The sequence below is a fragment of the Archangium sp. genome (assembly GCF_036277355.1).
Taxonomy (GTDB): domain Bacteria; phylum Myxococcota; class Myxococcia; order Myxococcales; family Myxococcaceae; genus Archangium.
The window spans coordinates 93,885-106,212 of sequence record NZ_DASUNC010000017.1; the positions used below are offsets into that span (position 1 = coordinate 93,885).

A 12,328-nucleotide genomic window follows, 5' to 3' on the forward strand; every position below is an offset into this window, starting at 1 on the left:
GGCCCTTCTTGACGATCTCAGTCCACCTGCACCTTGGCCAGCTGACGGCGGCCGAGGAAGTCCTCCACGCCCAGGGCGATGGCCTGGGCCACGTCCTCCTGGTACTTGTCCGAGGCCAGACGGCTCTCCTCCTCGGCGTGGGACAGGAAGGACGTCTCCACGAGGATGGCCGGCATCTTCGCGCCCAGTAGCACGTAGAAGAGCGCCTCCTTCGTGCCCAGATCCCTCACGCCCTTGTAGCCGCTGGACAGGTGGCTCACGAGGTTCTTCTGCACCCGGGTGGCCAGCCGCGTGGACTCCTCGGTGTTGGCCTTGGTGGCCAGGTCCGCGAGGATGAACTGCAGATCGCTGATGCCCTTCTCCGAGGACGCGTTCTCACGCGCCGCCAGGCGGATGGAGTAACGGTCCGCCGACGTGTTGAGCGTGTACGTCTCGATGCCGCGCAGCTTCGAGGTGGGCGCCGAGTTGCAGTGGATGGAGATGAAGAGATCGCCCCGCATCTCGTTGGCCATGCGCGCGCGCTCCTCCAGCTTGAGGTAGCGGTCGCCCTCGCGGGTGAGCATCACCTCCAGGCCCCGATCGCGCAGCTCGCGCGCCAGCTTCTGCGCGATGGCCAGCGTCACTTCCTTCTCCTGCGTCCCCTTGCGGCCGATCGCCCCCGTGTCATGCCCGCCGTGTCCCGCGTCGATCACTACCCGGCGCACCTTCAGCCCGAGCTGCTCCGCCAGCGTCAGCTCGGCTTTGCCGGACACCTTGGCCACCGCCTTGAGCCGGGCCTGCGCCACATGCTCGTCCACCGGGGCGGTGATGGGCTTGTTCGACGCGAGCACCTCGGTCTTCGAGGGCTCCACGGCCGGCTTCACCGGCTCCACCGCCGGCTTCACGGGCTGCTCCTCTGCCACCTTCACCGGCTCCACCACCGCCGCCTTCGCCGGCTCCACCACCGCCGGCTTCACGGGCTGCTGCTCGGCCGCCTTCGCCGGCTCCACCACCGCCGGCTTCACGGGCTGCTGCTCGGCCACCTTCACCGGCTCCACCACCGCCGGCTTCGGCTCCGGAGCGGGCCCCGGCTGCGGCGCCTGCTGCGTGGAAGCGGGCTCCCTCGACGTCCGGCCAATGGCATCGATCAGCGGCGAGCCACCCGTCCGCTCCCCCGCCGTCGCGGAGGCCACGGTCTGCTGCGCGGGCGCGGGCTGCGGCTCGGCCGACTTGGACAGCTCGACACGGATCACCGGGAGCGGCTCGGAGGCCGGCTTGGACGACGGAGTGGAGGCCACGGCGGGCGGGGCCTTCTCGCGCGGAGGGGCCGGCGTCTTGGGCGCGGGAGGCGGCGGCAGCGAGGCCAGCAGCGCCTTCAGGTCCCGGACGCGATCACCTTTGGGGTTGGCCTTGAGGCTGCCGGTGATGACGCGGCGCGCGGCCTCGGGCTGATCCAACCGCTCGAAGTACATGCGCGCGAGCGTCAGCGCCGCGTCGTCCGCCAGCCGGTGCCTCGGGTGGGACTCCACCACGCGGGTGTAGTCGGCGATGGCCGCCTGCTGATCCTCGGGGACGAAGGAGATGCGGCTCAGCTCGCTGAGCAGCTCCGCGGCCGTGTAGAGCGCGTCCGGGGCCCGAGGGCTCTTCGGATGGTTGCTCGCCACGGCCTCGAACCGGGCCGCCACGTTGAGCCAGTTGTGGCGCAGCTTGCGCCGCGCGGCATCATCCTTAAGGGCGTAGTAGGACCGACGCGCCTCCTGGTAGGCGGTCTCGGCCGGATCCCGTTTCGCCTGGGTGGCGATCGGCGACAGCACAGCCAGGAGCAGGACGAGGCGCGGGAGCATGGTCGGTCCTCCAAGGACGAAGAGGGCTACAGGTGTGTGTCACGGCCCCCCTGCCCCCGCAAATTTTCGCCCCCCTCAGCGGATCCACCCCAAGGAGCGTGCCAACTGCTCGTCGATGACCCGGGCCTCGCCGGGCAACGAGGACAGCACCGCGGCCAGCACCTTGTCTCCATTGCGCACCGGCGCCCGGCCCGAGCGCAGGCGCGCGCGCACCGTGTGCTTCTGATCCTCCTTCCGGAAGCTGGCCGGGAAGAGCACCTCCCGGCGCGACTCCGGCAGCGGGCCCTCCGGGGTCAGCCACACCAGCATCCCCTTGCGCAGCGGCTCCAGCTCCGCGCGCAGCGTCCGCCGCAGCTCCCGCACGAAGAGCCCCACGCCCACGAGCGCTCCAAGTCCCAGGCCCCAGGGCACCAGCCCCAGCGTCTTCGCGCGCGCGCGCACATACCCCGCCTCCCGGGGCTTGTCCGGCACGAGCGGATCCACCAGCAGCAGGACGCGCGCCCCCGGTCCCAGGCCCTCGGCGTACTCGGCATGCGTGCGAACTCCACTGGCCGAGTACCGCACCTCACCCACGGCGTAGAGCACCTCCAGCGTGGCCTCGGCGCCCTCGCGCTCGCCCCGGGGGGGCAGCGTCGACGCCGCCAGCTGGCCCTCCAGCTCCTGGGCGCGCGAGAGGAAGTCCTGCTCCTCCACCACGAAGCGGCCCAGGGCCCTCGCGCCCGCGCCGAGCACCGCCATCAGCCCCAGCCCCAGGAGCGCCACACGCACCAGCCGGGCCATGGCACCGGGGACCTTCGAGAGGGGAACGCGTCGGGGAGCCTGGGGGATACCGAGTTGCATGCCCCCATCCTACCTGCTCCTCCCGGCTCACCCCCAGGACAACACGTACTCGCAGGAGAGCGGCCCCAGCACCCGGCTCCACACCCGCGGCTCGCGCGTGCCCACCACCTCGAGCGCCGCCACCAGCGCCCCCTCCACGTACGCGCGGGGGAGGAAGTCCCGATCCAACTGCACCAGGGCGCTGCCCGACTGCGCCCACGCCACCACGCACTGGCCCCCATTGGCCGCGCCCGCCGCGTAGGCCATGGGCAGGCTGTCCAGCAGCTTCTTCGGATGACCCGCCAGCAGCGCCTGCAACGGCCTGCCCGTGGCCGAGGCGAAGAAGTCCGTGGCGGCCCGGCGCCCCAGCGCCCGCATCGCCCCCGGGAAGTCTCCGTACCCGTTGCCCAGCAACCGCGCCGCCGTCCACAACAGCCGCAGGAAGTCGCTCGCCGGGTAGCACGTGAAGTCCGCGAACTTCCGCCGCCCACACACCTCGACGCAGTGCTCCACGCAAGCCTCGTCCCCCAGCGCCCACATCACCTCCAGCACGCTGCGGAAGAACATCCCGCGCACACTGTCGGCTGGTGTCACCAGTCCGAGTCTCCGCTCCAGTTCCAGTTCGGCCCCGACCTCTCCCGGATCGGCGCCGTTCTCACGCCTCATGTGCAACGCCCCTCCCGGGCTACCTCCCCCCATCACCGCCCTAATATCGAGCAGGCGAGCGCATCTCGCACGGAAGACCTGCCCCGGAGGTTTGGATGCGGAACAGATCGCCTCGGGGAGCAGACTCCCCGGATGCGCTCCAGGCAGGCACGCCCCCATGGGGTATCCGCAACGGAGTGGCGAAGTCCTTCACGCTGGCGGTGTATGGTTGTGGACAGGCCGCTCGCGGAGCGCGGGCGTGGGGGACGTACCTTCGTCATGTCGAGCACTTCCACCATCCAGGCGGGACAAACGATCGCGGAGTCCGCGAGGCCCCATGGACAGGGGCGTTGGAATCAGCGGCTGGGGGGGTGGATCCTCTCGCGGCTGGACGTCTTCCTGTCGAAGCCGCTGCGCCGGGCCGCCCCGGAGGATCTGATCCGCTGCCGCCTGCTGGTCTGCATCGCCCTGGGGTTGATGCTGCTGGATCTGGTGGTGCTGCTCGCGCTGCCCGTCAGCCCCCAGCCGCTGATGCACGCGTCCATCGGGCTCTTCTCCCTGTCCATGAACACGGCCGCGCTGGTGCTGCTGCGGCGGCGCTCCTCCCACGAGCTCTCCGCGCTGATCATCTGCTCGGCCATCGCCACCGCATTCGTGTTCACCTGCATCACCAGCACCCGGCCCTTCTCGGCCTCGCATGCCGCGAGCATGCTCCTGCCCGCGATGTCGGTGTACCTGATGGGGGCGCGGCTGGGGTTCATCCTCACCGTGCCGGTGGCCCTGTTCGTGGGCCTCATCCACCCCATCCACTTCCTCGCCCGCACGTCCGAGCCCCTCCACGCGGGCAACCTGTGGATCGTGGACATCTGCGCCGCCCTCTGCATGATGAGCATCTGGGCGATGAGCTGGCTGCACACGTCCGCGCGCAACCAGGCCCACGCGGCGCGCGAGCAGGCGCTGCGCACCCTGCGCGAGAGCGAGCGCAAGCTGCAGAGCCTCATCGAGAACACCGAGGACCATGTGTGCTCGGTGGACGTGGAGGGGCGGCTCATCCTCGCCAACTCGGCGCTGCGGCGCGCCTACCGTGAGCGCTACGGGCTGGAGCCGGTGCCGGGCGAGCCCTTCCTCCTCCACGCCCCCCCGGAGCACCAGGAGGGCTTCCGGCAGGTCCTCGAGAAGGCGCTCCGCGGGCAGCGAGTGAGGCACGAGGACTCCTATGTGCGAGGGGACCGGACGCAGCAGGTGCTCGACATCTCCTACAACCCCGTCTTCGGCGAGGATGGCCGGCCGCTGGGGGTGAACCTCTTCGGGCGGGACATCACCGAGCGCAAGGAGTCCGAGCTCAAGCTCAGCGAGATGCACCGCAGCCTGTTGGATGTCTCGCGCCACGCGGGCATGGCCGAGGTGGCCACCGGCCTGCTGCACAACGTGGGCAACACGCTCAACAGCGTCAACGTCTCGGCCAACCTCGTCACCGAGCGGCTGCGCAACCTCCGGGTGAGCGGGCTCGTGCGCTCCGCGGAGCTGCTGCGCGAGCACTCCGCGGACCTGTGCACCTTCCTCGCCACGGATCCACGCGGCCGGCAGCTCCCGGCCTACCTCATCGCCCTGGCGGACCAGCTCACCGAGGAGCAGCAGGCCCTGCTGGACGAGCAGCGGACGCTCACCGAGGGGCTCGAGCACGTCAAATCCATCGTCAGCATGCAGCAGGAGCACGCGCGCTTCGCCGGCATGGTGGAGCTGATGTCGGTGACGCGGCTCATCGACGACGCCCTGCGCCTGCAGTCCGTCTCCTTCTCCCGCCATGGGATTGAAGTGCACCGCGAGTACGCGGACGTGCCGCCCATCCTCCTGGACCGGCACAAGCTGCTGCAGATCATCCTCAACCTGCTGAGCAACGCGCGGCACGCGCTGATCGACAGCGGCAGGCCGGACAAGCGCATCACCATCCGCGTGGCGCCCGCGCCCGACGACCGGCTGCGCATCCAGGTGGCCGACAATGGCCTGGGCATCCCCGCGGAGAACCTGGGACGCCTCTTCTCCCAAGGCTTCACCACCCGGAAGAACGGCCACGGCTTCGGGCTGCACATCAGCGCGCTGTCCGCCATCGAGATGGCCGGCAGCCTCACCTGTGAGAGCGACGGCGAGGGCAAGGGCGCCACCTTCACCGTCGAGTTGCCCATGCAGTGCGAGGATCCCCGCCTCTGAGGGCGGGGCTCCCCGGCCCACGTCCTACTTGGACTTCAGGTCGCGCTCACCCAGGTTCGTGGCGCCGATCCACCGCAGGCGGTTGAAGCCGTCGAGGTTCTTGTTGGCGACGACCTGGAAGCAGGTGGACGCGCCCTGGGCGGCGATCTCCACGGACCAGCCGAGGAACATCTGCCAGAGGCGGAACCACCACTCGCCGTAGGTCTTCACGACGTCGGCGCGGTTGGCCATCCAGTTGTCGTACCAGCGCGAGATGGTGAGCGAGTAGTGGATGCCCACGTTCTCCACGCTGTGGATCTCGAAGCCCGCGGTCTCCAGGTTGCTCACCACGAAGGAGAGCGGCATGGAGGCATCGGCGCCCGGGAAGATGTACTTGTTCATGAAGAGGCCCCAGACCAGGTCCTCGAAGTGGAAACCCAGGGTCCCCTTCTTGGCGCGCAGCCCGGCGATCTGCAGGTAGAAGAGCCCGTCGTCGGCGAGCATCCCGTACACCTGCTTCATGAAGTCCTGGAACTTGCGCACGCCCACGTGCTCGGCCATCTCCAGGCAGGAGATCTTGTCGTACGGGCCGGCGGGGATGTCACGGTAGTCCAGCGTGAGGATGCGGGCGCGCTCGCTCACCCCCATGCGCTGGATCTGCTCCGTGCCGTACGCGGCGCCCTTCTCCGCGATGGTGATGCCCGTCGCGTCCACGCCGTAGTCCTTGGCGGCCGTCGCCACGAGCGTGCCCCAGCCACAGCCGATGTCGAGGTAGCGCTCGCCCTTCTGCAGCTGCAGCTTGTCGCAGACCAGCTTCATCTTCTGATCCTGCGCCTGCTCCAGCGTCTGGTTGGGCGAGGTGAAGAAGCCCGACGTGTAGATCATCCGCGGCCCGAGGAACCAGCCGAAGAAGTCGTTGCCCCGATCGTAGTGCTCGCGGCCGATGCGGATGTCCTGCTCCTGCGAGTGGATGAGCACCTCGGGCAGGAAGTTGGTGAGCAGGAACTTGAAGTGATCCGCGACGAACTTGTAGTCGGCCACCGAGTGCCGCTCGCGGATGAAGGCGCGGAAGTCCCCCTCGATGTCGAGTCGCTCGTGGATGTAGTCCTCGATGAGCGTGGTCATCGGGACCTTGCCAGCGGCATAGCGTGCGGCGGCTGGACCCTTCGGGTTGAGACGGAACGACACTGGAGCGTCCATGCGTTTTCTCCTGAGATGATGTACCTGGTGGAGGAAAGCGGGCCCGCACGAGGGCCCTGTCCCCCCCTGGTGCGGGGTGGCCGGCCACACTACGTGAGTACGCGCGGTCACGTGTGAATTCCTTCACAGCCCGCCCCGGGTGCCGTCGTGTTAAGAGCGTCCGGCATTCAACGACGACGTCACGAGGGGGGGAACATGCGGACATCATTCATCCTGGTTGCCACGGCGAGCGCGCTCATCGCGTGCAAGGGCGGAGGCACGGCGGGTACGGCGGACTGCTCCACGTCTGCGGCGTCACCGGGCGGCTCGGCGGGGCTCACGTCCTTCGAGCAGGGCCTGGTGGGGCCGTTGCTGTCGGACGTGCGCGAGGGCGTGCAGCCGTACAACGAACAGAGCATCGGTATCTGCAAGGGCCAGGGCCGCGACTGCGAGGAGTTCCTCGGCACCAGCGTCGACGAGCTGCCGCCGGGCGAGTACATGATGCGCGCCGAGCTCAAGGTGCCGCGCGTGGGAGAGAAGGGCACCTGGCGGGTGAAGTTCGAGGCCCAGTGCACCACGACGCGCAAGACCGAGCGCGGAGAAACCACCAGCACGAGCACCACCAGCAAGGAGTACGACGTGCAGTACGCCGGTGCCGAGCGCGGCTCGCGCCTCTCTCCGCTCTACACCATCCGGAGCCCGGACCCGAGCGGCGAGAAGCACTGCAACTACAAGGTCACCTCGCTGCACCCGGACAAGCCCACCGAGTGGACGGGGAGCTGGTCCGTGCCGCAGGGCTGAGCCCTCGGAACTGTGGGAATCGCGTGCGATAGTCGAAAGTCCGGGCGCCCCCAAGGGGGGCCCGAGAACGAGGACGATTCATGCACGCTTTTCCCCTGAAGAAGTCGTTGTACGCGATCATGCTGTTGAGCCTGGGCGGCGCCGGCTGCGACTGGTTCCCGGGTCATGACGGTCCGGATCCGCAGCCGTCCAACATCGCCCCCATCATCACCCAGGTGCTCGCCACGCCGGCCTCCATCAACGAGGGCTCGAACACCGGCCTCTCGGTGACCGCCAGCGACCCGGATGGGGATGCGCTCACCTATACCTGGACGCAGCTGAACCCCGCGACTCCGGCGGGGACGTTCGGCGGCGAGACCGGCTCGACCCGCACCTGGACGGCGCCCGCCATCGCCACCAACACCACGTTCACCCTGCAGGTGACGGTCTCGGATGGAAAGGGAGGCTCGGCCCAGGCCTCGGTGGATGTGCCGGTGGCCAACGTGGCCGCCCCCAACCGCGCGCCCACCGTGGACGCGGCCATCACCGTCGCCACCCCGGCCATCGCGGGTGACGTGACCCTCTCCATCGGCGCGACCGATCCGGATGGGGACACGCTCACCTACGCCTGGAGCACGAGCGTGGCGGGCCAGGGCACCTTCACGGCGCCGACGGCCGCCGGGACGCAGTGGCTCTCGCCCGAGCTCACCACGGCCACGACCTACACCTTCCAGGTCACCGTCTCCGATGGGACCGAGTCCGTGACGCGCACGCTGGCCGTGGAGGTCGGCGTCCCCCAGTACGCCCGGGACATCCAGCCCATCTGGGACGCGCAGTGCACGAACTGCCATAGCAGCCCCCGAGGCCTGGACCTGCGAGCGAGCAACTCCTACGCCTCCCTCGTCAACGCCGCTGGCACCGGCAGCTACCCCGCCGGCTGCGGTGGAACCACGCGCGTGGTGCCGAACGATCCCAACGACTCGTTGTTGGTGAAGAAGATCAGCGGTACCGCCTGCGGCGGAAGGATGCCTCAGGGCAACACGGACTACTTCGACAACAACCCCGGCCAGCTCACCCGCATCCGCTCGTGGATCCTCGCGGGCGCTCGCAACGACTGACGGCGGCCACAACGGCCTCCACTTCCGGAGTGGGAGCGCGCTACTGTCGCCCCCCTCCGGAGGGTAGAGAGGCATGCGGCGTTTCGAGTTCGTCGAGGGCTCTTCGAAGAAGTTCTGGAAAGCGGCACCGGTGCCTTCCAACACCGACGCACCCATCGCCTGGAGCGAGTCGCTCATGCGGCGTGTGCACCCGCGGCGAGGCGGGCTGGCGGTTCCGGTCCGTCCCCTCGTCTCCGTGAAGAAGGCCTGGGCTTCGGCCCGCGAGACGTTCTCGAACCGCGGGGGGCCCGGGCACGACAAGGGCAGGTTCGGCGCGCAGACGAGGGCCCTCGCGGCGCGGTTGCACGGGACGGAGCCCGCCATCGGCACTCCCGAGGAGGACGCCATCCTCCTGGCCTTCATGCAGCACAAGGCGAACTACAACGACAAGACGCCCCACATCGATGCCACCGTCGACCTGCTGTTCTCACTGGGAGGGCCCGCCCATGCGACGCGGGCCGTACTCCTGTCGCTGGCGATGCACCTCGACGGCTCGGGCTCGAATTCCGAGGTGAAACAGGGCCCGGGGACGGACTGGTTCAACAGCCTGCTCCGGGGGGAGCTGTGCGGGCTGCCCCGGCTGCGCGCCCTGCTCGCCACCCAGACCGATGACGCGGGCTACGCGGCCGCCCGTGACGCCGCCGCGGCCCTCCAGGAGCAGGCCACCGCCGAGCAGCGTGCCGGCGCCGCCTTCCTCTTCCCCACGGAGAAGGCCTGGGTCCGCGCCGAGGCCGAGGCCTACAACCCACAGCCGGACATGCAGAGCGATCTCTTCCTCTGCTCGATCTCGGACCGCGCCACCCTCGAGCTCGTGGCGCCCCACCTCCAGGGGCTGTACCTGCTCGGCGGCTACTACACCCGGGACTACCTGCCCTCGCTGCTGGACGGCGTGGGCGTGGACGCGTTGGTGCTCCTGCGGAACATGGACACCCTGCAGTACTCCAACGCCGAGAGCCGGCGGGGTTGGGCGGAGCTCGTCTCCGTTCTCAACACCGACGAGGCGATGACGCTCCTGCTCGATCACCTCGACAAGGAGGTGACGCCCTTCGCGCTCGAGGCGGCGCTGCGTTGGCCCGGCCGCGCGCTGCGCCTGCTGGTGCCCAGGGCCGCCCAGCGCGGCAAGGAAGCGGAGGCGCAGCGCACGGTGCTCACCACCCTCGTGCGCCGCGCCCCCGAGGCCGTGCGGGCCGAGCTGCCCGCGCTGTCCGAGGAGGCGCGCAAGCTCGTCACCAGCCTCCAGGCGGGGTCCGCCGGCCCCGACGTGCCCGAGGCGAGTCCCAGCCAGCTCCCGCCCGTGCTCGCCCATCCGCCCTGGAAGACGGGCAAGCCCGCCACCCTCCCCGTCCTCGCGGACGTGACGCCGCCCGCGCTTCCCGATGCCATGGTGTGGCGCGAGGGAGAGCGCGAGGCGTGGTCCCAGGAGACGGGGCCATATGAATACGGCGAGCAGTACTCGAAATACACCCCGGCGCAGTGGGAGGGGGTACGCAAGACCCTGCCCCCGGAGACGGCGAAGCCCCGGGCGAGCTTCTTCGCGTACGCCCCCGAGGAGCTCGCCCACCACTACCTCGCGCACTTCGTGCCCACCCAATGGGGAGACGAGGGCTGGCTGCCCGCCATCGCCGCGCACCTCGGGCTCGCGGTGCTCCCCTCCCTGCGCCTGAACGTCAACGCGAAGGGAGGAGAGTCGTTCCGCCTGCTGTTGCCCTTCGGCGCCTCGCGGCTCGCTTTGCAGGTGGCCGAGGCCCTCGTGGGCTCGAAGAAGGCCCGTTACCACGCCCGCGCCTGGCTGCTCCGCCACCCCGAGCACGCCACCGCCGGGCTGCTCCCCGTCGCACTCGGCAAACAGGGCAAGGCCAGGGACGCCGCCTGCGCCGCGCTGCGCCTGCTGGCCAGCAACGGACACGAGGCCACCGTGCTCGACGTGGCCGGCCGTGTCTCGCCCCAGGTGCGCGAGGCGGCCGCGCAGGTGCTCGCGTTCGATCCGCTGCAACTCTTCCCCCAGAAGCTGCCGAGGCTGCCCGGCTTCTTCACCCCGGGAGGCCTGCCCCGGCCGCTGCTCGCCGATCGCTCGGCGAAGCTGCCCGTCGCGGCCGTGGAGACGCTCGGGATGTGCCTGGCCATCTCCTCCCTCGAGGAGCCCTATGCCGGCCTGGCGCAGGTGAAGGCCGCGTGTGAGCCGGCGAGTCTCGCCCGCTTCGCCTGGGGCCTCTTCGAGGCGTGGATGGTGGCGGGGGCGCCGAGCAAGGAGGCCTGGGCCTTCCAGGCGCTCGGCCATCTGGGTGACGACGAGTCCGCGCGGAAGCTCGCGCCGCTCATCCGCCAGTGGCCCGGGGAGGCGGCCCACGCGCGCGCCGTCACGGGACTGGACGTGCTCGCCACCATCGGCACCGACGTCACGCTCATCTACCTCAACGGCATCGCCGAGAAGGTGAAGTTCAAGGGGCTCCAGGAGAAGGCGCGGGAGAAGATCGAACAGATCGCCGAGGCCCGGGGCCTCACCCGGGACGAGCTCGCCGACCGGCTCGTGCCGGACCTGGGGCTGGACGAGAACGGCTCGCTGCCGCTGGACTTCGGCGAGCGCACCTTCACGGTGGGCTTCGACGAGCAGCTCAAACCGTTCGTGAAGGACGCCACGGGGGCGCGGCTCAAGGATCTGCCCAAGCCCACGAAGAAGGATGACGCCGGGAAGGCCCAGGCGGCCGAGGAGCGGTGGAAGGCGCTCAAGAAGGACGCGAAGGCGGCCGCGGGCCTCCAGGTGCTGCGCATGGAGCTGGCCATGTGCGCCCGGCGCCGCTGGAGCGCGGAGACGTTCCGTCAGTTCTTCGTCGAGCACCCGCTGCTCATCCACGTGGTGCGCCGCCTGGTGTGGGGCAGCTACACGGCGGACGGAAAGCTGGCGGCCACCTTCCGCGTCGCCGAGGACCGGACCTTCGCGGACGTGAACGAGGACACGTGGGCGCTCGCCGATGACGCGAGCGTGGGGATTCCGCATGCGCTGGAGCTGGATGCTCAAGCGGGGGCGTGGGGGCAGATCTTCGCGGACTACCAGTTGCTGCAACCGTTCGCGCAGCTGGGCCGCCCCATCTACACGCCAACGGCGGAAGAGCGCACGGGCACGGAGCTGGTGCGCGTGAAGGGGCTGAAGGTGAACACCGGCAAGGTGCTGGGGCTCGAGACGCGCGGCTGGCGCCGGGGTCCTCCGCAGGACGGGGGCGTGGTGGGCTGGATGGAGAAGCACCTCGGTCCGGATCGCATGATCGAGCTGGACCTCGACCCCGGCCTCTACACGGGCATGCTCTCCGAGTCGCCCGAGCAGACACTGGGCACCGTCACGGTGCGCAAGCCCAACACCTGGGGGAAGGAAGGCACGTACCCGCTCGGGACGCTCGACCCCATCCTCTTCTCCGAGCTGGTGAGGGATCTCGAGGGGCTGCGGCCCTCTTGATTCGAGGCAGATGGACGACCGGCGGGTTCGAGTCCCGCCGCGTCCAATAGAGGTTGCCCGCCGCCTTGAGTCGAACTCACTCCTAACGAGGAGACGCGGATCGCCTTGGGGGACCAAATCGGTGCTTGTCGGACCAAATTTGGACCAAATCCGGAGGCGAGCGGTACGCCAACACACTCCGCCGGTCTCCACATCTCACGCAGGCGAACACGTCGAAGTCGAACGTCTTCCTCAGAAGTTGCGCCCAGTCCACTCGCGACGTCCACTCCTTCTGCAGCTCCTTGCCGGCC

At 69.7% G+C, this 12,328-nt stretch carries 12 protein-coding genes, 1 tRNA gene and 1 pseudogene; 5 read left to right on the plus strand and 9 right to left on the minus strand.

Annotation, left to right across the window (positions count from 1 at the left end; all coding sequences use genetic code 11):
- Positions 1–17: 17 nt before the first annotated feature.
- The 3 genes from VFZ09_RS03925 to VFZ09_RS03935 all read right to left on the minus strand — a co-directional run bounded on the left by VFZ09_RS03925 (position 18) and on the right by VFZ09_RS03935 (position 3,308).
- The gene (locus VFZ09_RS03925; protein WP_329726111.1) at positions 18–1,823 is read right to left on the minus strand and encodes an N-acetylmuramoyl-L-alanine amidase; all 1,806 of its coding nucleotides are present in this window, start codon (positions 1,821–1,823) and stop codon (positions 18–20) included.
- A gap of 75 nt (positions 1,824–1,898) precedes the next feature.
- Positions 1,899–2,663, minus strand: coding sequence for a DUF3592 domain-containing protein (locus VFZ09_RS03930; RefSeq protein ID WP_329726112.1), 765 nt, complete (start codon positions 2,661–2,663; stop codon positions 1,899–1,901).
- A 27-nt stretch (positions 2,664–2,690) separates the two neighbouring features.
- Positions 2,691–3,308 carry a TIGR02265 family protein gene (locus tag VFZ09_RS03935; RefSeq protein ID WP_329726113.1) on the minus strand — a complete coding sequence of 206 codons (618 nt, stop codon included), beginning with the start codon at positions 3,306–3,308 and terminating at the stop codon, positions 2,691–2,693.
- A 258-nt stretch (positions 3,309–3,566) separates the two neighbouring features.
- Between VFZ09_RS03935 and VFZ09_RS03940 the strand changes: the two genes are divergently transcribed.
- Positions 3,567–5,495 carry an ATP-binding protein gene (locus VFZ09_RS03940; RefSeq protein WP_329726114.1) on the plus strand — a complete coding sequence of 643 codons (1,929 nt, stop codon included), beginning with the start codon at positions 3,567–3,569 and terminating at the stop codon, positions 5,493–5,495.
- Between the two features lie 24 nt (positions 5,496–5,519).
- Here VFZ09_RS03940 and VFZ09_RS03945 read toward each other — a convergent pair whose 3' ends face one another.
- The gene (locus VFZ09_RS03945) at positions 5,520–6,674 is read right to left on the minus strand and encodes a class I SAM-dependent methyltransferase (RefSeq protein WP_329726115.1); all 1,155 of its coding nucleotides are present in this window, start codon (positions 6,672–6,674) and stop codon (positions 5,520–5,522) included.
- 195 nt (positions 6,675–6,869) lie between these two features.
- On the opposite strand from VFZ09_RS03945, the gene VFZ09_RS03950 reads away from it, so the two are divergent.
- Both VFZ09_RS03950 and VFZ09_RS03955 read left to right on the plus strand, forming a co-directional pair.
- Entirely contained in the window at positions 6,870–7,454 is a 585-nt protein-coding gene (locus VFZ09_RS03950; RefSeq protein ID WP_329726116.1) for a hypothetical protein, read from the plus strand.
- Between the two features lie 80 nt (positions 7,455–7,534).
- Positions 7,535–8,551, plus strand: a complete 1,017-nt coding sequence (locus VFZ09_RS03955) for a PKD domain-containing protein (protein ID WP_329726117.1) — start codon at positions 7,535–7,537, stop codon at positions 8,549–8,551.
- A 1,059-nt stretch (positions 8,552–9,610) separates the two neighbouring features.
- Here the strand turns inward: VFZ09_RS03955 and VFZ09_RS03960 are convergent.
- From VFZ09_RS03960 to VFZ09_RS03975, 4 genes are all read right to left on the minus strand, one after another.
- Positions 9,611–9,925, minus strand: coding sequence for a hypothetical protein (locus tag VFZ09_RS03960; RefSeq protein WP_329726118.1), 315 nt, complete (start codon positions 9,923–9,925; stop codon positions 9,611–9,613).
- Positions 9,926–10,360: 435 nt separating this feature from the next.
- Positions 10,361–10,714 carry a hypothetical protein gene (locus VFZ09_RS03965; protein WP_329726119.1) on the minus strand — a complete coding sequence of 118 codons (354 nt, stop codon included), beginning with the start codon at positions 10,712–10,714 and terminating at the stop codon, positions 10,361–10,363.
- Between the two features lie 18 nt (positions 10,715–10,732).
- Positions 10,733–10,996 (minus strand): hypothetical protein, encoded by a 264-nt coding sequence (locus VFZ09_RS03970; protein ID WP_329726120.1) that lies wholly within the window; start codon positions 10,994–10,996, stop codon positions 10,733–10,735.
- On the minus strand, positions 10,997–11,359 hold the full coding sequence (locus tag VFZ09_RS03975; RefSeq protein ID WP_329726121.1) for a hypothetical protein: 363 nt from the start codon (positions 11,357–11,359) through the stop codon (positions 10,997–10,999).
- On the opposite strand from VFZ09_RS03975, the pseudogene VFZ09_RS51575 reads away from it, so the two are divergent.
- A pseudogene (locus VFZ09_RS51575) lies at positions 11,247–11,720 on the plus strand (DUF4132 domain-containing protein); the annotation flags it as partial. The gene VFZ09_RS03975 and the pseudogene VFZ09_RS51575 overlap by 113 nt on opposite strands.
- Here VFZ09_RS51575 and VFZ09_RS03980 read toward each other — a convergent pair.
- Positions 11,678–11,848 (minus strand): hypothetical protein, encoded by a 171-nt coding sequence (locus tag VFZ09_RS03980; RefSeq protein ID WP_329726122.1) that lies wholly within the window; start codon positions 11,846–11,848, stop codon positions 11,678–11,680. The pseudogene VFZ09_RS51575 and the gene VFZ09_RS03980 overlap by 43 nt on opposite strands.
- Positions 11,849–11,973: 125 nt before the next feature.
- Between VFZ09_RS03980 and VFZ09_RS03985 the strand changes: the two genes are divergently transcribed.
- A tRNA-OTHER gene (locus tag VFZ09_RS03985) sits at positions 11,974–12,084 on the plus strand.
- The last annotated feature ends 244 nt before the right edge of the window (positions 12,085–12,328 follow it).

Bases quoted from the DNA above. Each gene is read 5' to 3' on its own strand.
- VFZ09_RS03925 (WP_329726111.1), bottom strand. From the start codon at position 1,823: ATGCTCCCGCGCCTCGTCCTGCTCCTGGCTGTGCTGTCGCCGATCGCC.
- VFZ09_RS03930 (WP_329726112.1), bottom strand. From the start codon at position 2,663: ATGCAACTCGGTATCCCCCAGGCTCCCCGACGCGTTCCCCTCTCGAAG.
- VFZ09_RS03935 (WP_329726113.1), bottom strand. From the start codon at position 3,308: ATGAGGCGTGAGAACGGCGCCGATCCGGGAGAGGTCGGGGCCGAACTG.
- VFZ09_RS03940 (WP_329726114.1), top strand. From the start codon at position 3,567: ATGTCGAGCACTTCCACCATCCAGGCGGGACAAACGATCGCGGAGTCC.
- VFZ09_RS03945 (WP_329726115.1), bottom strand. From the start codon at position 6,674: ATGGACGCTCCAGTGTCGTTCCGTCTCAACCCGAAGGGTCCAGCCGCC.
- VFZ09_RS03950 (WP_329726116.1), top strand. From the start codon at position 6,870: ATGCGGACATCATTCATCCTGGTTGCCACGGCGAGCGCGCTCATCGCG.
- VFZ09_RS03955 (WP_329726117.1), top strand. From the start codon at position 7,535: ATGCACGCTTTTCCCCTGAAGAAGTCGTTGTACGCGATCATGCTGTTG.
- VFZ09_RS03965 (WP_329726119.1), bottom strand. From the start codon at position 10,714: ATGGCCAGGCACATCCCGAGCGTCTCCACGGCCGCGACGGGCAGCTTC.
- VFZ09_RS03970 (WP_329726120.1), bottom strand. From the start codon at position 10,996: ATGAGCGTGACGTCGGTGCCGATGGTGGCGAGCACGTCCAGTCCCGTG.
- VFZ09_RS03975 (WP_329726121.1), bottom strand. From the start codon at position 11,359: ATGCGCAGCACCTGGAGGCCCGCGGCCGCCTTCGCGTCCTTCTTGAGC.
- VFZ09_RS03980 (WP_329726122.1), bottom strand. From the start codon at position 11,848: ATGCGATCCGGACCGAGGTGCTTCTCCATCCAGCCCACCACGCCCCCG.